This window comes from Massilia luteola, assembly GCF_034420155.1.
Taxonomy (GTDB): Bacteria; Pseudomonadota; Gammaproteobacteria; order Burkholderiales; family Burkholderiaceae_D; genus Telluria; species Telluria luteola.
This window is the reverse complement of sequence record NZ_JAXOFN010000002.1, coordinates 370,069-393,679: the sequence shown is the minus strand read 5'-3', so window position 1 is coordinate 393,679 and position 23,611 is coordinate 370,069. Positions and strand designations below refer to the sequence as shown.

Below are 23,611 nucleotides of genomic sequence, written 5' to 3'. Positions count from 1 at the left end.
AATCCATGGTCGGCACGCGTCGCGGCCAGTAAATACAAAAAAGACAATGAGCAGAAGCAGTACAGGTAAGGTCAGGGGAACGGGGCGGACCACGCTGGAAGAGGTGGCGGCGCACGCGGGTGTATCGACGATGACGGCATCGCGCGCGCTGAGCCAGCCGCAACTGGTGTCCGAGGCGACGCGGACCAAGGTCGAGCAGGCCGTGGCCGAACTGGGTTACGTGCCGAACCGGGCCGCGCGCGCGCTCGCGTCGTCGCAGTCGCGCGTGATCGTGGCGCTCGTGCCGTCGCTGTCGAACGTCGTGTTCACGGCCGTGCTGGACGGTATCCACGACGCCATCGAGCATGGGCAATACCAACTCCTGATCGGCAACACCCGCTATTCCGATGCCGAGGAAGAAAAGCTGCTGCACACGTATCTGCAATCGGATCCGGACGGCATCCTGTTGTCCGGCCTCACGCACAGCCCGCAGGTCGAGCGCATGCTGGCCGGGTCGCGGATGCCGGTCGTGTCGATGATGGACCTGGCCGAAGGGCCGGGCGAGTTGTCGGTGGGCTTTTCGCAGCACGACGCCGGCCATGCCATCACGCGCCACCTGCTCGACCGCGGCTACAAGCGCATCGCGTTCGTGGGCGCCCAGCTGGACGAGCGGACGCTGCGCCGCGCCGACGGCTACCGGCAGGCGATGCATGCGGCCGGGCTGGCCGACCCGCGGCTGGAAATCATGGTGCCGGACCCGTCCACGATCGCGCTGGGTGCCGAACTGATGCGCCAGGCGCTGGACACGTTGCCGGATTGCGACGCCGTGTTCTTCTGCAACGACGACCTGGCGCACGGCGCCATCTATTACTGCCAGCGCCACGACATCCGCGTGCCGCAGGACGTGGCCATCGCAGGCTTCAACGACCTGCCGGCATCCGCGTGGATGGTGCCGTCGCTGACGACCATCGACACGCCGCGTTACCGCATCGGCTACGAGGCCGCGTCGCTGCTGCTGGACGTGATCGGCGGGCGCGAGCCGCGCGAACGGCGCATCGACCTGGGCTTCACGTTGCGCGAGCGCGAGAGCACCTGACCGGCGCGCCGGGCGCGCAAAAAAATCATCTGGTTGCGCTTTACATTTTCTGTGGAAACGTTACACTGACGGTATTGCTTGTTAGCGCTATCAGCCGATAGGCCTGAAGGTGCGGATGAGCGGTGCGGAGTGTGCGGGGGGCTGCGCACTCTTCTACAATCTCCTCTTAGAGCTGGGTGCAGATGTGCTCCCGGCTCTTTTTTTGGGCTGTGTTCGCGTTAAGTATGTGAACCGAATCTGGTTGCAGAGGTCATACGCATCGTCGAGTTAACGCATGAGGAGCGACGATGCACGGCCTGACGCTGGCTCAGCCGTTTCAAGAGCTGGCTGGTGCGCTGCCGCGGTGTCGCGAGCCGCTATTTGATCAATTATTCGGGATGGCAACGGTTGCTGGATGCGCGGCGCCTGGCGACGCCCGCGCACCTGCTGCGCGATGCGGCGCAGCGCGGCTAACCGGCAGCGCTCGCTTACCTAAATAACGCGAACACAGCCTTTTTGGGCTGTGCCGGCACTGCGCAAGCCGCCTGCGGGATCAAGGCACCGTGACCTCGAGCCGATAAGTGCGCCCGGCCTCGATGCCTGCAACGTGCGCCCGCTCCAACGCCTTGCCATCGCACACGACAGTCGTGCGCTCGACCGCTCCGCGCGTCACGCTGACGTCGAACGTGGCGCCGCGAAACACCCGGCGCACCCGCATGGACGGCCAGTGCGACGGCAACTGAGGATTCACGACGAGCCCTGCCGCATCGCCCTTCAGGCCGCACAGCCCCTCCACGATGGAGCGGTAGACCCACGAGACGGTGCCCGTGTTGAACAGCTGGCTGGAACGGCCGGCCGTACGCGGGTATTCCTTCCAGGCGCCGCGATAATAATTCGGGATGAACACGGGCAGCTGGCCGCGCCGCAGGTAGTCGTCCGCGTCCGGGCCCGGGATCATCTTGCGCAGTGCGTCCCAGGCGCGGTCCGGCTCGGCGATCGCGTACAGGCTGAAGATGTAGAACACGGACGCGTGGTTGTAGACCGCGCCGTTCTCGGCCGATCCCGGATGCTTTTGCGTGACGCGTCCGACGTCCTCGCGCATCGCGCTGTACGGCGGCGCGAACATCTGGACGCCGTACGGGGTGTCGAGCTGGCCGTCGATCTCGGCCAGCATCGCGCCGCGCTGGCGCGCGTCGGGTGCGCCGCTGAGGAAGGCCCAGCTCTGCGGGTTCAGGTAGATGCGGCCTTCGGCGTCGACGCTCGTGCCGAAGACGACGTTATCGTCCGTGATGCCGCGCGCGTACCAGGCGCCGTCCCACAGGTGCAGGTTGGCGGCCGTGTTCATGTCGCGGGCGCCGGCGCGGAAGTGGTCCGTGCGCCAGTCGTCGTCGCGCGCCGCGCACACGTCGGCCCACAGGTTCAGCGCATAGGCGGCGGCCACGGTCAGCCAGCCGGACACGCCGCGTCCCTTGTAGCCCACCATATTCATCGGATCGCACCAGTCGCCCTGCTCGATGTACGACAGGCCGCGGTGGTCGCGCTTGTGCAGCAGCCAGTCCATCGCCAGCGCGATGCGCTCGTAGGCGCTGAGCGTCGCGCCGTCGACGCCTGCGACGGGTTCGTCGAGGACCGCATAGTCGCCCGTCTCGTCGAGGTAGGCCTGCAGGCAGACGGGCAGCCACACGCAATGGTCGGTGTGCGGAACCTGGTTGATGTATTTGAGCTCGGCGCCTTCGAACAGCAGGATCCCGTCCGGCATCGCGCCGTTCGGCCCCTGCTGCGACAGCGCGTGCAGGAACGCGGCGCGGGCGACGGCCGGCTTGACGAACGCCATGCCCATATTGTCCTGCAGGTAGTTGCGGGTCTGCGGGTCGGTGCTGAGACGGTTCACGTCGCCGTGATAGAACACCTGGCGCGCGAGCCAGTGGTTCACGAAGTTGTCGAACGCCGGGTCGGGCGTCTCGACGGTGACGCAGCCCGCGCCCTGGTCCGCATAGGCGGCATACGCGCGCGCGGCGTCGTCGAAGCCGTGCGCGCTCAGGTAGCGCGCGCGCATGGCGGAGATTTCCGCATCGTCGCGCGCGGGGCCGAATACGAAGCGGCGCGTGATGGCTTCGTCGGCGCCCAGCGCGAGGCGATACTGCACGGCGGCCACCGGCGTTTCGTAGCGCGCATCGCCGCCAGGCAGGTGCTCGGCGCGCAGCGCGTCGGGCGCATGCAGGCCGCCTTCGCCCTCGAACCGGCCCTGGTTCGTTTCCCATGCATCGGGCGCCGTCTCGCACAGCAAATACGTCTTGTCCTTGAAATCCTTGTTCTTGAAATAGTCCTGCAGCTTCTGGTAGGGCGTGACGCCCGACGCGACGATGGCCCGCAGGTCCGGGCGGTACTCGGCCGACTGGTTCATCCACGACATGTAGCCGATCGTGAAGTAGGGATAGACGCTGATCCTGCGCGGACGGCCGCTCACGTTGGTGACGCCCAGGGTCCACAACTCGGCCACGTCGTCGACCGGCAGGCCGAGGCGCAGGTCGATGCGGATGCCCAGCTTTTCCACGGTCCACGCGAGGTTGTCGCGGCCGACCGAGAATGCGAAGCGGTCGGGCGCGGCGCGCACGGGTTCGTGCGGCGCCGAGAAGATCTCGCCGGTGTCCTCGTCCTTCACGTAGAAGAAGCGTCCCGGATGGTGCGCGTAATAGGCCTGCTCCGGCTGCATGAAGGTCTTCGCTTCGAGGTTAGGCGCATGCGAATACTTGGCCGGTTCCGGCTGCATGAACTGGGCGGTGGCATAACCGCGGCAGGTCATCTGGATCATCATCCGCCGGTTCCACAGGAAGCCGCCGGCGTTCGGCATGGCGGTCGGGCTGGCGAGGTCGTAGCGCGCGCCGTTCTCGGTCGGTTGCAGCATGGTGTTTCCTTGTCGTGATTATCAGGAGGCGGTCTTGCGCGCGTCGAGTTCGGCCTGGATGCGCGCCAGCTGCCCGCCGTTCAGGTTATAGAAGCACATGACGGCCACGGCGGCGACGGCAAACGCGGCCGGGATGAAGGACATGAGCCAGACGATGCCTTCGCGCGAGCCGGCGGCCTGCACCGCGTTCGGGACGTAGCCGAGCGCCGTGAAGACGGACCCGATGACGGCGACGGCGACCGCGGTGCCGAGCTTTTGCGAAAACGTGGCGGCGGCAAACGTCATGGCCGTCGCGCGGCGGCCCGTGCGCCATTCGTTGTAGTCGGCCGTGTCGGCATACATCGAGAACGCGAGCGGCGATTTGGGGCCGAGCACGAGGCCGAGCGCGCCCTGCAGCACGAACATCAGCCCCACCTGGCTAGGGGGCACGACATAGAACGCGGCGGACAGCGCGGCGGTCGTGCTCATCAGCACGATCATGAGCGTCTTCTTGTCGATCCAGCGCGTGAGCAGCGGCGTGAGCGCGGCGCCGACGGCGGCCGCGATCATGTACGTGGGGACGAAGGTGCGCATCAGTTCCGGCCGGCCGACGACGTATTTGAAGTAATAGGCGGCGCTGGCGGTGCGCAGCGTGATCGTGACCATGATGATCAGCGCGAGGAAGAACAGCACCATCCACGGCCGGTTGCCGGCCAGGTCGCGCACGTCGCGCCACACGGCGTTCCGTTGTCCGGGCGGCGGCGCGATGCGTTCGCGCGTATTGAAGAAGGTGAGCACGAACAGCAGCGACGCGGCGACGGCCCACACCAGCATCGTCAACTGCCAGCCGCGCCGGTCGTCGCCGGCGCCGAGCCAGCGCACCATGTCGGGCGTGGCCGCCGTCACGATCGTGCTGCCGGCGAAGGCGAAGATGAAGCGCAGGCCATTGATCGTGGAGCGCTGCTGCGGATCGGCCGACATCACGCCGGACAGCGCGTTGTACGGGATGTTCACGCACGTGTAGCACACCATCATCAACAGATACGTGCCGTAGGCCCACGCGAGTTTCGCGTCGCCCGCGCGGCCCGGCGTCGTGTACGTGAGGACAGCGGCGCCGGCCAGCGGCACGCACATCCACACGAGCCACGGGCGGAACTTGCCGAAGCGGGTGTCCGTGCGGTCGGCGGCGGCGCCGATCAGCGGGTCGGTGAACGCGTTGATGATCTTGATGGCCGACATCATCGTGGCCGCGGCGGCGGCCGAGATCCCGAAGGTGTCGGTGTAGTAGATCAGCAGGAACGTGGCGACATTGGTCCAGTAAAAATTGAACCCCATGTCGGCCACGCCGTAGGCCAGCTTTTCGCGCCAGGGCAGCCGGGCGTGCGCCGCGGCGGCGTCGGACCCGACGGCGGCGCGGGGGAGGGCGGCCGTCACCGGAGGGCTCCGGTCGGTGCGGCGGGATGGGGGAAAGCGGTCGGACAGGCCATTTGCGTCTCCGGTGATGTACGTTGCGGTTCTTCGCCCGCTGGGGTGATAGCGCTAACAGCGGCGAGTATGCCGCCGCCGCGAACGCATGTCAACCGCCGGATGCGCGACCCGTCCACAAGGTCAGTCGCCCGGATACTTCACGCCGGTCTGCTTGCGGATCTCGTCCAGCACGCCCATCAGGTGCAGGGTCTGCTCGTGCGTGATGGCGGGACTTTCGATCAGCCCCGCGTTCCAGCAGCGCTGCGCCTCGATCGCCTCGTGCACGTAGCCGTTGCCCAGGTAGGGCGTGGGAAGCACGCGCGGCGCTTCGTCGGCCAGCATCAGGGTGATCGTCGGCGGGCGGTGGAACGGCGCGTCGAGGCGCAGCTGGCCGTGGCGGCCAGATAAAGTGAGCAGGCCCGGCGTGCGCGCCTTCAGCGAACACGCGCACGTCGACAGCGCGCCGCCCGCGTGGCGCAGCGTGAACACGGTCTGCAGGTCGACGCCGGTGGGTCCCAGCTCGGCCTGGGCGCGCACCGCTTCCACGGCGCCCAGCAGGTAGGCCGTGATCGAGAGCGGATAGATGCCCACGTCGAGCAGGGCGCCGCCGCCGAGGGCCGGGTTGAACAGGCGCGCGTCCGGTCCGCCCGTCGCCGCGAAGCCGAAATCGGCGCTGGCCTGCGACACCTCGCCCAGCACGCCGGACGCCAGGATGCGTTTGACTTCGTCGAGCGCGGGCATGAAGCGCGTCCACATCGCCTCCATCAGGAACACGCGGCGGCTGCGCGCGAGGGCCACGACCTGTTCGGCCTGGGCGCGGTTCAGTGCGAACGGTTTTTCGCACAGCACGCCCTTGCCGCCGGCCAGCATGGCGAGCGCGTTCTCGGCATGCATCGCGTGTGGCGTGCCGATGTAGACGAGATCGACGTCGTCGCACGCGGCCAGGCCGTCGTAGCCGGCCAGGCGCAGCGGAATGTGGAATTCGTCGGCGAATTCGACGGCCGTCGCGCGTTCGCGCGAGGCGACGGCGGCGATGGCGGCGCCGGGCGTGGCGCGCAGGGCCGTCGCGAAATCGCGCGCGATCCTGCCGGTGCCGAGGATGCCCCAGCGTACGGTGTTGGTCATGTGGTCTCCATGAAAAGGGCGGGAAAAGCCGGGGTCGGCCATTCTGGAGGATGGCCGAAAAGCGGGATACCTGTCTATATTGACAGGTTATTGATAACATTTTGCTATCAATGTTTGCGCTATACTCGAATGTGGTCCTTCATTGCACGGAAAGGGAAAGCCATGGCTGCAGAGTCCCCGCGCGCGGATGCGAGCGCATGGTGCCGGCCCCTGTTCGAAGGGACCCAGCTGTCGATGCTGGTCTGCGACCCGGTGTCGCAGGAAATCCTCGACGTCAACGACGCCATCCTCGACCTGCTCGGCTACACGCGCGGCCAGTTGCTGGCCATGCGCCTGCCCGACCTGTACGCGCGCGGCGGACAGGAACCCGGCGAGCTCGGTCCCGCGGCCTGCCGGCTGCATTCGCATGCGCGTCGCATCGCCGGCGCCGATGGGGACAACCATCATGCGATCCTGCAGCGCTGCGCCATCGACCACGGCGGGCGCGACGCCGTGCTGGTCGTCCTGCAGGACGTCACGCGCCACGTCGAGGCCGAGGGCGAGCTGCGCGCGATCCAGAACGAGCTGCACCGCGCCCAGGCGCTCGCCATGATCGGCAACTGGATCTGGGATGCCGCCAGCGATTCGCACGTGACGTCGTCGCCGGAAGGCTACCGCATCCTCGGTTTCAGGCCGGAGGACGCGCCCGTGCCGACGGCCGAGATCTATGCGCGCATCCACCCGGACGACCGCGCGCTGGCCGAGAGCGCGCGCGAGCGGGCTCTACACGATCCGGACTACAAGTACGACATCGAATTCCGCCTGATCCGGCCGGACGGCGAGGTCCGCTGGCTGCATTCGGTGGCCGAGGTGAAGTACGACGCGGCCGGGCGCGCCGTCAAGATGCTGGGCCTCGTGCAGGACGTCACGGAGCGCCGCCGCGCCGAGGACAATGTGCGGCGCCTGGCCTATTACGACGCGGTGACGGCCCTGCCCAACATGAACCTGTTCGAGCGCGAGGTCGAGGACCGGCTGGCCCAGTTGCGCCGCGGCGCCGGACGGGGGCGGAGCCCGGCGCGGCTGGCCTGCCTGATCGTCGACCTCGTGCGCTTCCGCGACGTCAACTACGCGCTCACGCACATGTACGGCGACGTGCTGCTGGCGCTCGTGGCGGACCGCCTGGCCGCGGCCATCGGCCAGGCGGGCGTCGTGGCGCGCTGCGATTCGCGCTTTCCGATCGTGCTCGACGGCGCCGACGAGGACGAGGCGCGGCGCTGGGCGCAGCACCTGCTGCGCGCGCTCGAGGCGCCGTTCGCCGTCGCCGGCATTTCGTACGAGATCGGCGCGCGCATCGGCATCGCGCTCGCGCCGCTGCAGGGCCTGGACTACCACACGCTGCTGCGCAAGGCCGACATCGCGCTGTACCAGGCGGCCGGCATCGCGCGCAACGTCGCCGTCTACGTGGCCGAGGACGACCCGCACACGCCCGACCGCCTGTCGCTGATCGGCGACTTCCGCGCCGCCATCGAGGCCGGCCAGATCCAGCTGTTCTGCCAGCCCAAGGTGGCGATGGCATCCGGCGAGATCGTCGGCGCCGAGGCCCTCGTGCGCTGGGTCCATCCGGACAAGGGCTGCATCGGGCCGGAGACCTTCATGCCGCTGATCGAGGCGACGGACCTGATCCACGTGCTCACCCGGCACATGCTGGAGTCCAGCATCGCCCAGTGCGAGGCGTGGCGCGCGCAGGGCGTGCTCCTGCCCATCGCCGTCAACCTGTCCGCGCGCGACATCGCTGCGCTGTCGCTGTCCGAACACCTGCGCGAACTGCTCGAACGGCATGGCTCGTGCGCGGGCCTGATCGGGCTGGAGATGACGGAGAGCAGCCTGATGCAGAACCCGGCCGAGAGCATCGCCGAGCTGGAACGCCTGTCCGGCATGGGCTTCCGCCTGTACATCGACGACTTCGGCACGGGTTACTCGTCGCTGAGCTACCTGAGCCGCCTGCCCGTGGACGTCATCAAGATCGACCACGGCTTCACGATGCAGCTGATCGACGACGCCCGCGCCGCGGCCATCGTCAAGTCGACCGTGCACCTGGCGCACGACCTCGGGATGAGCGTCGTGGCGGAGGGCGTCAGCAACGTACGCATCTGGGATGCGCTGCACGCGCTGGGCTGCGACGAGGCGCAAGGCTTCTACGTGGCCGCGCCGATGCCGGCCGGCCAGCTGCTCGACTGGGCGCGCGCGTCGCCCTATCACCTGCAGGGCGAACACGCGTGCGCGTGAGCGCCCAGCGATACTGAGGTAGCATGACGGGGCGCCGGCTGGCGGCGCCGTGGCGGACGACAAGGAGAAAGCATGGCCAAGGTACTGGTGCTGTATTACTCGACGTATGGACACATAGAACAGATGGCGCACGCGCTGGCGGAAGGCGCCCGCGCCGCGGGGGCGACCGTCGACGTCAAACGGGTCGCGGAGACGGTGCCGGACGACGTCGCCCGCAACGGCCACTTCAAGCTGGATCAACCCGCACCCGTCGCGACCGTGGACGAGCTGCCCGGTTACGATGCCATCGTGATCGGCGCGCCCACGCGCTACGGCCGCATACCGTCGCAGATGGCGGCGTTCCTGGACCAGACGGGCGGGCTGTGGGCGAAGGGCGCGTTGAACGGCAAGGTCGGCGCCGCGTTCACATCCACGGCGACCCAGCACGGCGGCCAGGAGACGACCCTGTTCTCGATCGTGACGAACCTGCTGCACTTCGGGATGGTGGTCGTGGGCCTGCCGTACAGCTTCGCGGGCCAGATGACCCTGGACGAGATCACGGGCTGCAGTCCCTACGGCGCGAGCACGATCGCCGGCGGCCAGGGCCAGCGCCAGCCGAGTAAAAATGAACTGGACGGCGCGCGCTTCCAGGGCGACCTCGTGGCGAAGACGGCGATCAAGCTGTTCGGCTAGACCCCGCGTCCGCCCAATGCACGCGTCGCGTCGACGCGGTTCGCCTACACCTTCATCGGCAGGATGATCATCTGCAGCCCGTCGAAATGCAGGCGGCGCTGGATCGTGAGGGCTGCCTGGTTGTGCAGCAGCCGGGTGAACAGGTTATCGCGCTGGAACACCAGGCGGCTCGTGAAGAACACGGCGTGCGGGAATTCGTCGGCGAGGTCGCGGCACATGTCCGTCAGGGTCGCGACGGCGTCCGTGCCGAACCCGAGGCGCGACGTGGCCGGAATGCCGTGGCTGCGGCAGAAGCCCACGAAATCGTCCAGTGTCGCGCGCGCCTTCGTCTTCAGGATGTCGATCGCGCCGTCGCCGCCGTAGGCATGCGCGTCGACCGTGCGGGCGGACACGAACACGACGTTCTTGAAATGGCCGGGGAACATGCGCTGCACCCACAACAGCGCATGCAGGCCGCCGCCGCGCGAGCTGCCGACGATGAACACGGCCGTCGGCGCGTCCCCTTGCGGGGCCGGCGTGTCGGTGCACGGGCCCGGTGGCTGGGCGGCGAACACGCGGTCGACGTCGTCGAGCCGCTTGCGGGTGTCCGCATAATGGGCGCGCACCGCGAGGCACAGGGCGACGACGAGACCGGTCAGCACGATCGTGACCCAGCCGCCTTCCATGAATTTTTCCACGACGGTCACGACGAGGATGCTCGCGGTGACGGCAAGGCCGCACAGCGACAGCAGCAGGCGGCGCAGCCAGCCGGCGTCGCCGCGGTGGCGCAGCCAGTAGCGGCACAGGCCCAGCAGGGACAGGCTGAACGTGAGGAATACGTTGATGCTGTACAGGACGACGAGCAGGTCCACGCGGCCGCCGCTGGCCAGCAGCACGAGGGCGGCGGCCAGGCCGAGCAGCAGCACGCCGTTCTGCGTGACGAGGCGGCTGGAGAGATAGCGGAACTGGTGCGGCACCCACGAATCCTGCGCCATATTCGCCAGCACGGCGGGGCCGCCCAGGAAGCCGGTGTTCGCGGCCACGAGCAGCAGGCCCGCTTCGCAGGCGAGCGTCGCGGCCAGCACCACGCCGAGCACCGGGCCTTCGAGGCCGGCATGCTGCAGGATGGCGCGGAAGGCGACGGCGTTCAGCGTCTGGCCGGCCTGCGGCGTCGCGTTCCACAGCAGGTACAGGAAGATGATGCCGCCCGCCGTGAAGGCGAGGCTGCAGGCCATGTACAGCATCGTCCTGCGGCCGGTGCGCACGCGCGGTTCGGCCAGCGCGTTCACGTTGTTCGACACGGCTTCGATGCCCGTGTACGTCCCGCCGCCCAGCGAATAGGCCTTCAGCAGCAGGGCGAGCGTGAAGACCCACGACGTCTGGCCGGCGAGGGCCGTCGTCTCGTGCAGCGTATCGGGCAGCAGGGCCGGGATGTGGGCGGCCTGCACGCCCACGCCGTACACGATCAGCAGCGCATGCGTGGCGACGAAGCCGAGGAAGATCGGCAGCAGCACACGGATCGATTCCTTCACGCCGCGCAGGTTCAGCCACAGCAGCAGCACGACGAGGCCGAGTTCCGTGCCCAGTTTCCAGCCCTGGAACGCGAGCGGCAGCAGCGAGAACAGGGCGTCGACGCCGCTGGCGATCGAGATCGCGACCGTGAGCACGTAGTCGACGACGAGCGCGGCGCCGGAAACGAGGCCGGCGTGCGGCCCGAGCAGGACGGAGGCGATGCGGTAGCCGCCGCCGCCGGTCGGGAACAGTTCGATCACCTGGTTGTAGGCGAACGCGATGACGAAGACGGTGGCCGCCGTCGCGAGGGCGAGATACAGGCCGAAATGGGCGTGCCCGCCCAGCGCCTTGAAGGCTTCTTCCGGCCCGTAGGCCGACGACGACAGGCCGTCGGCGCCCAGGCCGACCCAGGCGAGGAAGGCGGCGAGGGTGAGGGAATGGCGGGTGTCCTGGCGCAGCGGGTCGAGGGGCCGGCCGAGCAGGGCGGTGCGCAGGTTCGATTGCGTGGATGCCATGGGTATTTGCGGTTGATGGAACAAGGCTGTCACGATAGGCCGGCGCGCCGAAAATTGTCGTAAATGGTCGGCCGGGGCGTGTAAACATCGCGTAAACGCGGCCGATTTTTATGCCGCATTTACGGGCGATCGCTTACCATCCACGCATGCAGAGTTTCGAATCGACGTCATCTTCAGGCTTCGGCGCCGCGGTCGCCGTCCTGCGCGCGGATGCCTGCGACGAGCGCACCGTCGCTGCCGCGGCCAGCCTGGCGGCGCTCGCGCAGGCGCCGTGGCACGCCGTGCTCGTCGAGAACGCGCAGACGCGCCGCCGCGGCGAAGCGGCGCGCCTGCGCACGCTGGAACTGCTGCGCGCCGCGCAGGCCCGGGGCGCCGTCACGGCGGTGCTGGAAGGGCACGATGCGGCGGCGGTCGTCGCCGGCTACGCGCGCCGCCACGGCTGCGCGACGGCCGTGCTGGCGCGCGAGCGCGCGTCCGCGTGGTGGCACACGCCGTTCGCGCGCCGGCTGGCACGTGCGGCGCCGGGGCTGGATCTGGTCGAGGTCGCGGCGCCGGGCCTGGCCGCGCCGTCCGCCGGCCGCGCACCGGATGCGTCCGCGGACACGCCGCCCGCCCCGCGCCGCTACCTGGCCGCCGTCGGCGCCAGCCTGGGCACGGCGCTCGTCGCGCTGCCGCTGCTGCCGCTGCTGGACGTCGCCAACGTCGGCATGCTGTTCCTGCTGACGGTGGTACTCGTCGCCATCCGGCTCGGGCGCGGTCCCGCGATCGCGGCGACGCTGGTCGGCTTTTGCGCGCTGATCCTGGCGGCGCCGCGCCACCGCTACGACGTCAGCGAATTCAAATACACCGTCGCGCTGGCCGTGATGCTGGCCGTCGGCTGGATCACGGCGCGCCTGACGTCCGACCTGCGCGAACAGGCGCAGGCCGCCATCGGACGCGAGGCCCGCACCCGCGCGCTGTACGAATTCGCGCGTGCGTTGTCCGTCGCGCTGCAGACGGAGCAGGTATTCGAGATCACCCGCCGCTTCCTCGCGCGCAGCTTCGACGCCGGCGCCGCGATCCTGCTGCCGGACGATGCCGGCCGCCTGCGCTGGCCCGAACCGCGTGCCGACGCCGAAGCGAAGGCGCCCGTGCTGAGCGTACTGGACATGGCGGCCGCGCAGTGGACGTTCGACCACGCGGCGCCGGCCGGCGCCGGCACGGCCACGCTGCCCAGCAATCCATTCCTGTATCTGCCGCTGCTGGCGCCGATGCGTTCGCGCGGCGTGCTGGCCGTGCGCGTGCCGGACGTGGCGGCGCTGCTCGTGCCCGAGCGGCGCGAACTGCTGGACGCGTTCGCGGCGCTGGCCGCCATCGCGCTGGAACGCGTGCATTACGTGGACGTGGCCCAGGACGCCGTCGTGCGCATGGAGGGCGAGCGCCTGCGCAATTCGCTGCTGGCGGCGCTGTCGCACGACCTGCGCACGCCGCTGACGGGGCTCGTCGGCCTGTCCGAATCGCTGACCTTGTCGCGCCCACCGCTGGCCGCCGCGCAAATGGAACTGGCGCATGCCCTGCGCGACGAGGCCCGGCGCATGAGCACCCTCGTTGCCAACCTGCTCGACATGGCGCGCATCCAGAGCGGCGGCGTGAAACTCAACCTGCAGTGGCAGGTGGTCGAGGAGACGATCGGCAGCGCACTGCGCGCCTGCCGCTGGCAGCTGGGCGGTCGCACGGTCGAGACGCGCATCCCGCGCGGCCTGCCGCTCGTGCGTTTCGACGCGACCCTGCTCGAACGCGTGCTGTGCAACCTGCTGGAAAACGCGGGCAAGTACACGCCGCTCGGTGCGCGCGTGACGATCGCGGCGCGCGCGGAGGACGGCCGCCTGCTGGTCGCCGTGTGCGACGACGGGCCGGGCCTGCCGGCCGGGCGCGAAGACGCGCTGTTCGAGAAATTCGTGCGCGGCCAGCAGGAATCCCCGATCGCCGGCGTCGGCCTGGGCCTGGCCATCTGCCGCGCCATCGTCGAAGCCCACGGCGGCGCCATGCGCGCCTGGAACCAGCCGGGCGCCGGCGCCTGCTTCGAATTCTCGCTGGCCCTGGGCGAGCCGCCGCCGCTCCCGGAGGCCGACCTCGAACCCCACGATATTGACATTGATACCGACACCGACACCGACAAGCATGAGCATTGAACCCGCCGCACCCGTCGCCCTCATCGTCGAGGACGAGCCGCAGATCCGCCGTTTCGTGCGCATGGCCCTGGAAGGCGAGGGCTGGGTCGTGCACCAGTCCGAAACCCTCAAGCGCGGCCTGATCGACGCCGGCACGCGCACGCCGGACCTCATCATCCTCGACCTCGGCCTGCCCGACGGCGACGGCCTGCAACTGATCCGCGACGTGCGCGGCTGGAGTCCCGTGCCGATCATCGTGCTGTCCGCGCGCATCGACGAAGCCGACAAGATCACGGCACTGGACGCCGGCGCGGACGACTATTTGACGAAGCCGTTCGGCATCGGCGAACTGCTCGCGCGCGTGCGCGCGGCGCTGCGCCGGCAGCACAAGGCCGGCGGCGAACCGTCGGCGCGGATCGTGTTCGGCAGGGTGGAGGTCGACCTGCACAAGCGCACGGTCCAGCGCGACGCCCAGCCGGTCCACCTGACGCCGACGGAATACAAGCTGTTGTCGGTGCTGCTCGCGAACCTGGGCCGCGTGGTCACCGCGCCGCAGCTGCTGCGCGAGGTGTGGGGCCCGTCGAACGCGGACAATGGCCACTACGTGCGGATCTACATGGGGCATCTGCGCCAGAAACTCGAGGACGATCCGGCGCAGCCGCGGCACCTGCTGACCGAGACGGCAGTTGGTTACCGATTACAGCCTTGATAGCGCTAATGTGTAAAATAAAACATGCATATGTGCAATTATTTCAATATTCTGGTTATAATATTAAGTTGTACCAACTGTTTTCAACTTGATACGAAAGACGGACCAGGAATGATGAAAAAGACATTTGCAGCGCTGGCGATCGCCGCCGCGTTTCTCCCGCTCGCCGCTGCGCAGGCGGCCACGGTCAGCTATACCGACAGCAAGGCACTGACCACCACCAACTGGACCGACGCCCTGTCGTTTTCCAAATTCGACACCAGCCTGGGTACGCTGACGTCGATCCGTTTCGACCTGAGCGGCGTCGTCGAGGGTGTCGGCAATGCCGAAAGCCTGGATTCGTCCGCGTCCACCGTGAAGCTGTCGCTGGGCTCCCTGCTGGGCCTGACCCGTCCGGACAACAGCACGCTGGTCGTGACGAACCCCGTGTTCAGCCAGACCTTCGATTTCAGCGCATTCGATAACGCGGTCAACTTCGGCGGCACCTCGGGCGGGACCACCGGCAGCGTCTCGGCGACCGGCTCCGATTTCTTCGTCTCCAGCAGCGCCAGCGATTTCGCGCTGTTCTCGGCACTGGGCGGCGGCATGATCGATCTCGGCCTGAACGCAGTCGGCAATTCCAGCGGCACGGGCTCGGGCAACCTGATCACGCAATTCAGCACGGCCGCGTCGGGCGTGGCGAAAGTCACCTATACGTACACGCCGACGGCGGCCGTTCCCGAGCCGGCCAGCCTGGCACTGGTGTTCGGCGGCCTGGGCCTGCTGGGCATGGCGCGCCGCCGCAACAAGAAGGCCTGACGGACTTCAGGGCGCCGGCCGCCGCAGCGCGGGATCGTCCCGCAACGCGAGCGGCAGCGCCCTGGCCCAGCGGTTGGCGGACAGCGAAAACGTCAGCGCGCGCACCTGGTGATACCACCCGGCCGGCACGTACAGCATGTCGCCGGGGTTGACGATGCAATCGATGAGCGTTGCCTGGCGGGCGAGCGGAAACCGTTCGAAATCCGGATGCTCCGGGTCGAACGGCGACCCGACCAGCACCGGATTCGCCTCGCGCGTGTACAAAAATTCGTCGTGGTGGGGCGGCGCGAGGAAGATCCGCTTGGTGCCCCACACCTGCGCGAAGATGTTGTCGTCGTAATCGCAATGCAGCGGCGTGACCGTGCCGGCCGGGCCGAGCCAGAAGCGCGGTGGTCCCATCTTGCCGAAATAGCCGGGCCAGTGGCACATCCCGTTCAATTCATTGATTTCCAGGTTGCCGACGTACGGCGGCAGGCCGTCCGTACCGGCCGCCACGAGATCCAGGTACGCGCGCATCGACATGTCCCGCATCGCGCGGTCGGGCGCGAACGCGGTGTTGATGTAGTCGCCCGTGCGGGCCCGCACGGGGACGTCGCCGAAACGGTCGCGCAGCGCGTCCGGCGTGACGGCGCACAGCGGCCAGCGCCCCACCACGCCGGTGATCATGAACGGCAGGCCGCGCGCCGCCTGCGCCTGGAATGCGGCCCGGTCCAGCGCCTTGAAGCGCGCGACGGCGGCGGGCGGCACAAGTTTGCGTGACGCGTCACGGATGGCGTCGCGCATGGCGGCGATCGATGTGACGCCGCGCACGTCGGCCGCCTTGCGTGCGCGTGCATCCGGCTGGTCCGCCGGCGCGGGAGAAGAGTGTGAAGTGGTGGTCACCGGGCGTCGTCCTGGCGAGGTCGGGCCCGCATCATACGGAAAGCGGGCCGCCGCGGCAAGCCGTCAGGCGCGGACGGCGACCCGCTCCTTGACGATGCCGCGGTACACGAGGAAGGTGGCCACCAGGCTGATCGCGCCCGCGCATGCCATCCAGTAGCCGGGGGCCGCCTTGTCGCCGGTGGCTTCGATCAGCCATGTGGAGACCAGCGGCGTCATGCCGCCGAACAGCGCCGTCGCGAGGCTGTACGCCAGCGAGAACCCGGTCGTGCGCACCTGGACCGGAATGATTTCCGTGAGCGCGACGATGGTCGCGCCGTTGTAGCTGGCGTACAGGAACGACAACCACAGCTCGATCAGCACCATGTGGCCGAAGCTCGGATTGGCGATCAGCCACGCCAGCGCCGGATAGGCCGTCACCGCCGCCAGTGCCGAGCAGACGGCCATCACGGGCCAGCGGCCGATGCGGTCCGACAGGGCGCCCATGACGGGCAGCCAGATGAAATTCGACACCCCGACGCACAGCGTCACGAGCAGGCTGTCCGCGGTGCTCAGTTTGAGCACGCTCTTGCCGAACGTCGGCGTGTACACGGTGATCAGGTAGAACGCGACCGTGGTCATCACGACCAGCATCGCGCCGACCGTGACGAGCGGCCAGTTCAGGACCATCGTGCGCATCATCTGGCGGAACGTCGGATGCGTCTTTTGCGCCAGGTAGGCCTCGGTCTCCTGCAGCGAGCGGCGGATGTAGAACACCACGGGGATGATCGAACAGCCGATGAAGAAGGGGATGCGCCAGGCCCAGTCGGCGATGACGTCCTTCGCCATGGCCTGGTTGAGGGCGTAGCCCAGCGCGGCGGAGCAGATGACGGCGACCTGCTGGCTGGCCGATTGCCAGCTGACGTAGAAGCCCTTGTTGCCGGGCGTCGCCATCTCGGACAGATAGACGGACACGCCGCCCAGTTCCACGCCCGCCGAAAAGCCCTGCAGCAGGCGGCCGATCAGCACGAGCACCGGCGCCAGCATGCCGATGGTGGCATAGCCCGGCACGAACGCGATCAGCGCCGTCCCCGACGCCATGATCGCGAGCGTCAGCACGAGGCCCTTGCGCCGGCCGATGCGGTCGACGTAGCTGCCCAGGAAGACGGCGCCCAGGGGACGCATGAAGAACCCGGCGCCGAACGTGGCGAAGGTCATCATCAGCGCGGCGTACTCGCTCGTCGCGGGAAAGAACGCCCGCGCGATCTGGTGCGCGTAGAAGCCGAACAGGAAAAAATCATACATCTCGATGAAATTTCCGCTCGTGACCTTGATGACGGTGCCGAGCCGGGACGGCGCGCGCGCCGGCGCGGCCGCGGCTGCGGCTGCGGCTGCGGGTACGGGGGCGGCGTGGGCGGTTCCGGCGGTGGAGTGAATGGACATGATGACCTCTGACGGATAGGGGGGTCAGTGCGGTGCGGCGACCGGTTCCAGCCCGGTGGCCTCGATGGCGGGCGCGTTGGCGGGCGCGGCGAGGAAGCGCAACAGCGCGCGCGCGGCCTCCGGATGGCCGGCGCCGCGCACGACGGCGCCGGCGAACTGCGTATTGAGCTGCACCTCCCGCGGCATCAGGCCGACGATGTCGATGCCCTGCACGGGTTTCAGTTCGCTCTTCTGCTGGCACCCGAAATCGGCCTCGCCGCGGGCGATGATCTCGCCCACCGGCGTGGCCGGAATCTGCGCCGCCTTACCTTCCATCTGCTGGCGGATGCCGAGCTTGTCCAGCAGTTGCCGCTTGATGTATTCGCCGCTCGCGCTGTCGGAATAGGCGACGCGGGACGCGTGCAGGAACGCCTGGCGCAGGCCGTCGACCGTGCCGATGTCCGGCTGCGCGGCGCCGTGCCGCACGGCGCACGCGATCGGCGAGTTGGCGAGGACGACCTTGCTGCCCGGTTCGAGGCGTCCCTCGGCCATCAGCTTGTCGAGGGCGTCGCCGACCATGATGACGACGTCGATCGGTTCGCCCCGCGCGAGGCGCGCCGGGATCGCGTTCTGCGTCGCGCCCATCGACGGTCCCCAGGCGGATACCAGGTGGTCGCCGCTGGCCCGTTCGTACGGACCGGCCAGGTCCTTGTAGGCCTGGGCGAAGCCGCCCGAGCTGACGACGTGCACGTCCGCCGCGTGGGCCGAGGCGCCCAGCGCGAGGGCCGCGAGCGCCGCCAGGGTCTTGTGTTTCAGGTGGTGTGGTCGCATGGCGTTCTGTCTCCGTTAAAATTTTTGCATGAGGCCCAGGGTCAGGCCGGTGCCGTGGCGGTCGTTGGGCCGCGCCGCGGTGAGTCCCGCGGCGTCGCCGCGCCAGGCCGTGTAATCCGCTTCGGCGTAGGCGGTGGTGCGCGGCGCCAGCATCTTTTCGATGAACAGGAAGGCGCGGTCGAAGCCGTCGTCGCGCAGGCCCGTGGCGGCGCGCCGCACGCTGTACCAGGCCGTGGTGACGAGGATGTCGCGCGCCGCCTGGCGGCTGACGCCCGCGGACAGCACGCGCTGGGCGACCGTCTTGCCCGGCCCCGTCGCGGCGTCGTTGCGCGCGATGTTGGCCTTGAACTGCCAGCCGGCGGCCCGCACCGCCGCGCCGGCCGTCCAGGCATCGAGCGGCAGGCCGTCGCGGCTGCGGAAGTGCATCGTCGCGCCGGAGACGACCCAGCCCGGGCGCCGGTAGGCCAGCGCGACGCCGTGGCTCGACGCCGCGGCCGCGTCGCCCGGCACTTCGCCGGCCGAATACGCGGCGCGCGCCTGCCAGGGACCCACGTCGGCGGTGTACTTGACCGTGTTGTCCAGCCGGTAGAAGTTGTCCGCGTAGCCGCTCGGACCGTACTGGCGGCCGAACGCGTGCGTGCCGAACGCGGTATTGCTCAAGCCCGCGACGTTGATGTTCGGGTTGATGCCCGCATAGCGTTTGCCGAGCGGATCGACGGCGACGAGGGCGTCGGACAGGAGGTTCGGCTGGCGCCCCGCGGCCACCGTGCCGTACGGCGTGGCGAGGCCGGCCCAGGCCAGGCGGTCGAACAGGCGGTCGCTCTTGGCCTGGGCACCGGTGTCCGCGTTGATGCCGCCTTCGAGGCGGAACAATGCCGTCACGCCGCCTCCCAACGGTTCCTGGCCCTTGATGCCCCAGCGGCTGGTGTTGTCGATGCCGCTGTTCACGAAGGCCGCATGGCCCGGCGGGGCGGGCGCGTTGTTGGCGGCGAGGCCGGACGCGCTGCGCACGCCGACGTCGACGATGCCGTACAGGTCGACGCCCGGCTGGGCGAGGCAGGTTCCGCTCGACGCGAGCAGCATGGTCAGGGCGCAGGAATGGCGCACGGTGTCTCCTTGGTGGTTGCCTTCTTGGCGAGGCTGTGATGGCCGATGGCCGAGTGGATGAATCATCCATCAAATGGCATAATTTGATAATTGCAATTTTCCAGCGTATTCATGCACCATGCGCATCAATTACGACCTACACGATTTGCAGGCGTTCGTCGCCGTGGCGGAGCGCGCCAGCTTCCGCCAGGCCGCCGCCGACCTGTTCCTGTCGCAATCGGCGCTGAGCCGCCGCATCGACAAGCTGGAGGAGGCGCTGGGCGTCGTCCTGTTCGAGCGCACCACCCGGCGCGTCCGGCTGACCAATGTGGGGCAAGCGTTCCTGGTCAACGTGCGCACCGCGCTGGACGGCCTGGAAGACGCGGTGCTGGGCGTCGCCGACCTCGCGGCGCACCGGACCGGATCGGTGACGCTCGCCTGCGTGCCGTCGGCCGTCTGGCATTTCCTGCCCGCGGTGCTGAAGGCGTTCAGCGAGCGCTTTCCGCGCATCCGCGTGCGCGTCCACGACGAGAGCGCGCAGGACGTGCTGAATCTCGTGCTGAACGGCGAGGCGGATTTCGGCATCAATTTCACCGGCGCGGAAAACCCGGAGATCGTGTTCGAACCGGTTTACGTGGAAAGCTATGTGCTGGCCATGCGGCGCGATCACCCGCTGGCGCGCCGCAAGACGCTGAGTTGGAAGGAGACCGTCGGCGAGCGTTATATCTCGGTCGCCAAGTCGAGCGGCAACCGCAGCGTGATCGATGCCGCGCTGGCCGGCGTCGAGAAGCATCCTGTCATCCTGTGCGAGGTGAACCACGTGTCCGGCGTGCTGGCCCTCGTCGAGGCGGGCATGGGCGTGGCCGCGGTGCCCGGCCTGTCCGTGCTGCCGGGGCGGCCGGACACGATCGTCGGCGTGCCGCTCGTGAAGCCGGCCATCCACCGGACGCTGGGCCTGATCACCAGGCGCAATCACAGCATGGCGCCGGCGGCGCGCACCTTGTTCGACATGCTGGCGCAGGCGCTGCTGCCGCGGCGGGCACCGGACTGAGCGCGGCCGTGCGTTGTTTTATCGAGAATCCCCTCGCCGGAGCGCGCCGCCTGCAGGAGAATGGCGGCATCTTGTGTTTGACACCGATTTTCGCCGGGTGCTATAGTCGGGCAACGGCCATGGGAACGTTTCCACGCGTATGCCATGACCGCATAAAACAGGCGCCGGCCCCGCCAGGACGCCATAACGGAGACAGCATGTACGGAACCCGCAGGTGGCTGCTCGGCGCGTGGTTGTGCGCATTCGCGGCGGCGGCACACGCCGGTCCCAGGGCGGAAGTGATCCACTGGTGGACGTCCGGCGGCGAATCGGCCGCCGTGAAGCAGGTCGAGCAGGCCTACCGCGCGGCCGGCGGCACCTGGGTCGACACCGCGATCGCCGGGGGCGACCAGGCGCGCGCCGTCACCATCAACCGCATCATCGGCGGCAAACCGCCCACCGCGGCCCAGTTCAACACCTCCAAGCAGTTCCTCGACATCATCGAGGAAGACATGCTCAATCCCGTCGACGACATCGCCCGCCGCGACCATTGGGACCAGGTCCTGCCGGCACCGATCGTCGACGTGATCAAGGTGCGCGGCCACTGGTACGCGGTGCCGATCAACATCCACATGCAGACGTGGATCTGGTATTCGAAAGCCGCGTTCGCGAAAGCCGGCATCGCGCGCGAGCCAGCCAGCATGGACGAACTGTTCGCCGACCTCGACAAACTCAAGGCGGCCGGCCTGATTCCGCTCGGGCACGGCGGCCAGGCGTGGCAGGAGATCCTGCTGTTTTCGATGGTGCTGTCGAACCTCGGCGGCCGCGACCTGTACCTGAAAGTGATCCGCGACCGCGACCAGGCCGCCATCCATTCCGCCGCGTTCCGCCAGGTCCTGGTCGCGTTCAAGCGCCTGCAGGGCTATGTCGATCCGGCCTCGCCGGGCCGCAACTGGAACGACGCGACGGCGCTCGTGATCGGCGGGAAGGCCGGCATGCAGATCATGGGCGACTGGGCCAAGGGCGAATTCATCGCGGCCGGGCAGGCGCCGGGCCGCGAGTTCGGCTGCCTGCCTGGGTTGGGCCGCGACAGTCCCTACCTGATCCAGGGCGACGTGTTCGTGTTCCCGAAAACGGACGATCCGGCCACGCTGCGCGCCCAGAAGCTGCTCGCGAGCGTCGTCGAGAAGCCCGCCGTGCAGCGCGCGTTCAACAAGCTGAAAGGGTCGATCCCGGTGCGGCTGGACGCGGACGACAGCGGGTTCGACGAATGCGCGCGCAAGGGCATGGCGATCCTGCGCGATCCGCGCCGGCCGGTGGGCGTCGCCGAGGTGTATCTGACGCCCGACCAGAACGGCGCGCTGCAGGACGTGCTGACCGCCTACTGGAACACGGACATGTCCGCCGACCGGGCCCAGAACAGCATCGCTTCGGCGCTGCGCTACTGACATGGCCCGCCGTTCCCTCGCCCGGGCCACACCGTACGCGGCGCTGCTGCCGATGGCAGTCGTGGCCACCCTCGGCTACCTGGGCGCCGGCCTGTGGACGTTCTATCTGTCGCTGACCGGCTCGCGCACCTTCCCGTCCGGGCACTTCATCGGCCTCGCGCAATACCACCGCCTGTTCGACAACGAGCGCTGGATGCTGTCGCTGCATAACCTGGCCGCATACGGCGCCCTGTTCGTGCTGGCGAGCCTCGTCATCGGCTTCCTGCTGGCCGTCTTCATCGACCAGAACGTGAAAGGCGAGGGCGTGTTCCGCACCGTGTTCCTGTACCCGTATGCGATGTCGTTCGTCGCGACCGGCCTCGTATGGCAATGGCTCCTGAGCCCGGGCGACGGCATCGACGGCGCGCTCCGCGCGCTCGGGTTCGAGCATGTCCGGTTCGACTGGATCGTGTCGCAGGACCATGCGATCTACACGGTCGTCATCGCCACCGTGTGGCAGGCGTCCGGCCTCGTGATGGCGCTGATGCTGGCCGGGCTGCGCGGCGTCGACCCCGAGATCTGGAAGGCCGCGCGGCTGGACGGCATCCCCGCCTGGCGCGTGTATGCCCAGATCATCCTGCCGATGCTGTGGCCGACCGTCGCCACCGTCCTGCTGCTGCTCGCGACGGCCGTGGCGAAGCTGTACGACGCCGTCGTCGCGATGACGCAGGGCGGTCCCGGCATCGCCAGCGAGGTGCCGGCCAAATTCATCATGGACCACCTGTTCCTGCGCTCGAACGTGGGCCTGGCTTCGGCCGGCGCGATCGTGCTGCTCGTCCCGGTGCTGGCGCTGCTCGCGCCGTATGCCTATGCCCGCAGCCGCAAGGAGGCCGCATGAACCCGCAGACGATCGTCCCGCCGCTGTCCACCACGCCGGCCGCCGCCGCGCGGCGCAAGCCGCTGCGGCGCGCGCGGCGCCGCCTCACGCCCGCGCGCGTCGGCCTGTACGTCTTCCTGCTGGGCGCCGCGCTGTTCTTCCTGCTGCCGCTGTACGTGATGATCGTGACGTCGCTGAAGACGATGGACGAGATCCGCCAGGGCGGCATCTTCGCGTTGCCGCACGCGCTCACCTTCGAGCCGTGGCGCCTCGCGTGGAGCGGCGTGTGCACGGGCGCGGCGTGCGCGGGCGTGCGCACCGGCTTCTGGAATTCCGTCGCCATCACCGTGCCGAGCACCGTCCTTCCGATCCTGCTCGGCGCCGTGAACGGCTATGCGCTGTCGTTCTGGCGCCCGCGCGGCGCCAACGTCCTGTTCGGCATCCTGATGGCCGGCGCCTTCGTCCCGGTGCAGGTGATGATCTATCCGCTCGTACGCGTGATGGCGCTGGCCGGCATCTTCGGCTCGCTGCCCGCGATCGTGCTCGTGCACCTCGTGTTCGGCATGCCGGTCATGACGCTGCTGTTCCGGAATTACTACCGCAACGTGCCGCACGAGCTGTTCCAGGCGGCCCGCGTCGACGGCGGCGGTTTCTGGCGCATCTTCGGGCAGGTGATGCTGCCGATGTCGCTGCCCGTCATCGTCGTCGCCGCGATCATGCAGGTGACGGGCGTGTGGAACGACTACATCCTCGGCCTCGTGTTCGCGGGGCGCGACAACATGCCGATGATGGTCCAGCTGAACAACGTGATCAACACCACCACCGGCACCCGGCAGTACAACGTGAACATGGCGGCGACCATCCTGACCGCGCTCGTGCCGCTCGCGCTGTACTTTTTCTCGGGCCGCTGGTTCGTGCGCGGCATCGCCGCTGGCGCCGTGAAAGGATAA

Annotated in this window: 18 protein-coding genes; 10 read left to right on the top strand and 8 right to left on the bottom strand. The window is 68.7% G+C overall.

Annotated features, from left to right (window positions below):
* The first annotated feature begins 46 nt into the window (after positions 1 to 46).
* Positions 47 to 1,075 (top strand): HTH-type transcriptional regulator GntR, encoded by a 1,029-nt coding sequence (gene gntR, locus U9J41_RS04755; protein ID WP_322400543.1) that lies wholly within the window; start codon positions 47 to 49, stop codon positions 1,073 to 1,075.
* Positions 1,076 to 1,607: 532 nt separating this feature from the next.
* Here gntR and U9J41_RS04750 read toward each other — a convergent pair.
* The 3 genes from U9J41_RS04750 to U9J41_RS04740 form a co-directional block, all read right to left on the bottom strand.
* Complete coding sequence (locus U9J41_RS04750) at positions 1,608 to 3,959, bottom strand: GH36-type glycosyl hydrolase domain-containing protein (RefSeq protein ID WP_322400542.1); 2,352 nt, start codon at positions 3,957 to 3,959, stop codon at positions 1,608 to 1,610.
* Between the two features lie 21 nt (positions 3,960 to 3,980).
* Positions 3,981 to 5,372 (bottom strand): MFS transporter, encoded by a 1,392-nt coding sequence (locus U9J41_RS04745; protein ID WP_322400541.1) that lies wholly within the window; start codon positions 5,370 to 5,372, stop codon positions 3,981 to 3,983.
* Between the two features lie 174 nt (positions 5,373 to 5,546).
* Positions 5,547 to 6,530, bottom strand: coding sequence for a Gfo/Idh/MocA family protein (locus U9J41_RS04740; RefSeq protein WP_322400540.1), 984 nt, complete (start codon positions 6,528 to 6,530; stop codon positions 5,547 to 5,549).
* 162 nt (positions 6,531 to 6,692) lie between these two features.
* Between U9J41_RS04740 and U9J41_RS04735 the strand changes: the two genes are divergently transcribed.
* A complete protein-coding gene (locus U9J41_RS04735) occupies positions 6,693 to 8,795 on the top strand; it encodes a putative bifunctional diguanylate cyclase/phosphodiesterase (RefSeq protein WP_322400539.1) in 2,103 nt (700 codons plus the stop codon).
* 72 nt (positions 8,796 to 8,867) lie between these two features.
* Positions 8,868 to 9,467 carry an NAD(P)H:quinone oxidoreductase gene (wrbA, locus tag U9J41_RS04730; RefSeq protein ID WP_322400538.1) on the top strand — a complete coding sequence of 200 codons (600 nt, stop codon included), beginning with the start codon at positions 8,868 to 8,870 and terminating at the stop codon, positions 9,465 to 9,467.
* Positions 9,468 to 9,511: 44 nt separating this feature from the next.
* Here the strand turns inward: wrbA and U9J41_RS04725 are convergent, their stop codons facing one another.
* A complete protein-coding gene (locus tag U9J41_RS04725) occupies positions 9,512 to 11,473 on the bottom strand; it encodes an APC family permease (protein ID WP_322400537.1) in 1,962 nt (653 codons plus the stop codon).
* A gap of 146 nt (positions 11,474 to 11,619) precedes the next feature.
* Between U9J41_RS04725 and U9J41_RS04720 the strand changes: the two genes are divergently transcribed.
* The 3 genes from U9J41_RS04720 (at position 11,620) to U9J41_RS04710 (ending at position 15,130) form a co-directional block, all read left to right on the top strand.
* Positions 11,620 to 13,644 carry an ATP-binding protein gene (locus tag U9J41_RS04720; protein WP_322400536.1) on the top strand — a complete coding sequence of 675 codons (2,025 nt, stop codon included), beginning with the start codon at positions 11,620 to 11,622 and terminating at the stop codon, positions 13,642 to 13,644.
* The gene (gene kdpE, locus U9J41_RS04715) at positions 13,634 to 14,332 is read left to right on the top strand and encodes a two-component system response regulator KdpE (RefSeq protein ID WP_322400535.1); all 699 of its coding nucleotides are present in this window, start codon (positions 13,634 to 13,636) and stop codon (positions 14,330 to 14,332) included. The genes U9J41_RS04720 and kdpE overlap by 11 nt, the downstream gene beginning before the upstream one ends.
* 111 nt (positions 14,333 to 14,443) lie before the next feature.
* Complete coding sequence (locus U9J41_RS04710) at positions 14,444 to 15,130, top strand: choice-of-anchor E domain-containing protein (protein WP_322400534.1); 687 nt, start codon at positions 14,444 to 14,446, stop codon at positions 15,128 to 15,130.
* Between the two features lie 6 nt (positions 15,131 to 15,136).
* On the opposite strand, the gene U9J41_RS04705 is transcribed toward U9J41_RS04710, so the two are convergent.
* The 4 genes from U9J41_RS04705 to U9J41_RS04690 form a co-directional block, all read right to left on the bottom strand.
* Positions 15,137 to 16,012, bottom strand: a complete 876-nt coding sequence (locus tag U9J41_RS04705; RefSeq protein WP_322400533.1) for a cupin-like domain-containing protein — start codon at positions 16,010 to 16,012, stop codon at positions 15,137 to 15,139.
* A 63-nt stretch (positions 16,013 to 16,075) separates the two neighbouring features.
* The gene (gene tcuC, locus U9J41_RS04700) at positions 16,076 to 17,431 is read right to left on the bottom strand and encodes an MFS transporter (protein ID WP_322400532.1); all 1,356 of its coding nucleotides are present in this window, start codon (positions 17,429 to 17,431) and stop codon (positions 16,076 to 16,078) included.
* A 24-nt stretch (positions 17,432 to 17,455) separates the two neighbouring features.
* Positions 17,456 to 18,241 carry a substrate-binding domain-containing protein gene (locus U9J41_RS04695; RefSeq protein ID WP_322400531.1) on the bottom strand — a complete coding sequence of 262 codons (786 nt, stop codon included), beginning with the start codon at positions 18,239 to 18,241 and terminating at the stop codon, positions 17,456 to 17,458.
* A gap of 15 nt (positions 18,242 to 18,256) precedes the next feature.
* Positions 18,257 to 19,348 (bottom strand): porin, encoded by a 1,092-nt coding sequence (locus tag U9J41_RS04690; RefSeq protein ID WP_322400530.1) that lies wholly within the window; start codon positions 19,346 to 19,348, stop codon positions 18,257 to 18,259.
* A gap of 118 nt (positions 19,349 to 19,466) precedes the next feature.
* Between U9J41_RS04690 and U9J41_RS04685 the strand changes: the two genes are divergently transcribed.
* From U9J41_RS04685 to U9J41_RS04670, 4 genes are all read left to right on the top strand, one after another.
* A complete protein-coding gene (locus U9J41_RS04685; protein WP_322400529.1) occupies positions 19,467 to 20,378 on the top strand; it encodes a LysR family transcriptional regulator in 912 nt (303 codons plus the stop codon).
* A gap of 197 nt (positions 20,379 to 20,575) precedes the next feature.
* Complete coding sequence (locus U9J41_RS04680) at positions 20,576 to 21,805, top strand: ABC transporter substrate-binding protein (protein ID WP_322400528.1); 1,230 nt, start codon at positions 20,576 to 20,578, stop codon at positions 21,803 to 21,805.
* A 1-nt stretch (position 21,806) separates the two neighbouring features.
* The gene (locus tag U9J41_RS04675) at positions 21,807 to 22,682 is read left to right on the top strand and encodes a carbohydrate ABC transporter permease (protein ID WP_322400527.1); all 876 of its coding nucleotides are present in this window, start codon (positions 21,807 to 21,809) and stop codon (positions 22,680 to 22,682) included.
* Positions 22,679 to 23,611, top strand: coding sequence for a carbohydrate ABC transporter permease (locus tag U9J41_RS04670; protein WP_322400526.1), 933 nt, complete (start codon positions 22,679 to 22,681; stop codon positions 23,609 to 23,611). Before U9J41_RS04675 ends, U9J41_RS04670 begins: the two co-directional genes overlap by 4 nt.

Coding starts and splice junctions, on each gene's coding strand:
- gntR (WP_322400543.1), top strand. CDS start 47: ATGAGCAGAAGCAGTACAGGTAAGGTCAGGGGAACGGGGCGGACCACG.
- U9J41_RS04750 (WP_322400542.1), bottom strand. CDS start 3,959: ATGCTGCAACCGACCGAGAACGGCGCGCGCTACGACCTCGCCAGCCCG.
- U9J41_RS04740 (WP_322400540.1), bottom strand. CDS start 6,530: ATGACCAACACCGTACGCTGGGGCATCCTCGGCACCGGCAGGATCGCG.
- U9J41_RS04735 (WP_322400539.1), top strand. CDS start 6,693: ATGGCTGCAGAGTCCCCGCGCGCGGATGCGAGCGCATGGTGCCGGCCC.
- wrbA (WP_322400538.1), top strand. CDS start 8,868: ATGGCCAAGGTACTGGTGCTGTATTACTCGACGTATGGACACATAGAA.
- U9J41_RS04725 (WP_322400537.1), bottom strand. CDS start 11,473: ATGGCATCCACGCAATCGAACCTGCGCACCGCCCTGCTCGGCCGGCCC.
- U9J41_RS04720 (WP_322400536.1), top strand. CDS start 11,620: ATGCAGAGTTTCGAATCGACGTCATCTTCAGGCTTCGGCGCCGCGGTC.
- kdpE (WP_322400535.1), top strand. CDS start 13,634: ATGAGCATTGAACCCGCCGCACCCGTCGCCCTCATCGTCGAGGACGAG.
- U9J41_RS04710 (WP_322400534.1), top strand. CDS start 14,444: ATGATGAAAAAGACATTTGCAGCGCTGGCGATCGCCGCCGCGTTTCTC.
- tcuC (WP_322400532.1), bottom strand. CDS start 17,431: ATGTCCATTCACTCCACCGCCGGAACCGCCCACGCCGCCCCCGTACCC.
- U9J41_RS04695 (WP_322400531.1), bottom strand. CDS start 18,241: ATGCGACCACACCACCTGAAACACAAGACCCTGGCGGCGCTCGCGGCC.
- U9J41_RS04685 (WP_322400529.1), top strand. CDS start 19,467: ATGCGCATCAATTACGACCTACACGATTTGCAGGCGTTCGTCGCCGTG.
- U9J41_RS04680 (WP_322400528.1), top strand. CDS start 20,576: ATGTACGGAACCCGCAGGTGGCTGCTCGGCGCGTGGTTGTGCGCATTC.
- U9J41_RS04675 (WP_322400527.1), top strand. CDS start 21,807: ATGGCCCGCCGTTCCCTCGCCCGGGCCACACCGTACGCGGCGCTGCTG.
- U9J41_RS04670 (WP_322400526.1), top strand. CDS start 22,679: ATGAACCCGCAGACGATCGTCCCGCCGCTGTCCACCACGCCGGCCGCC.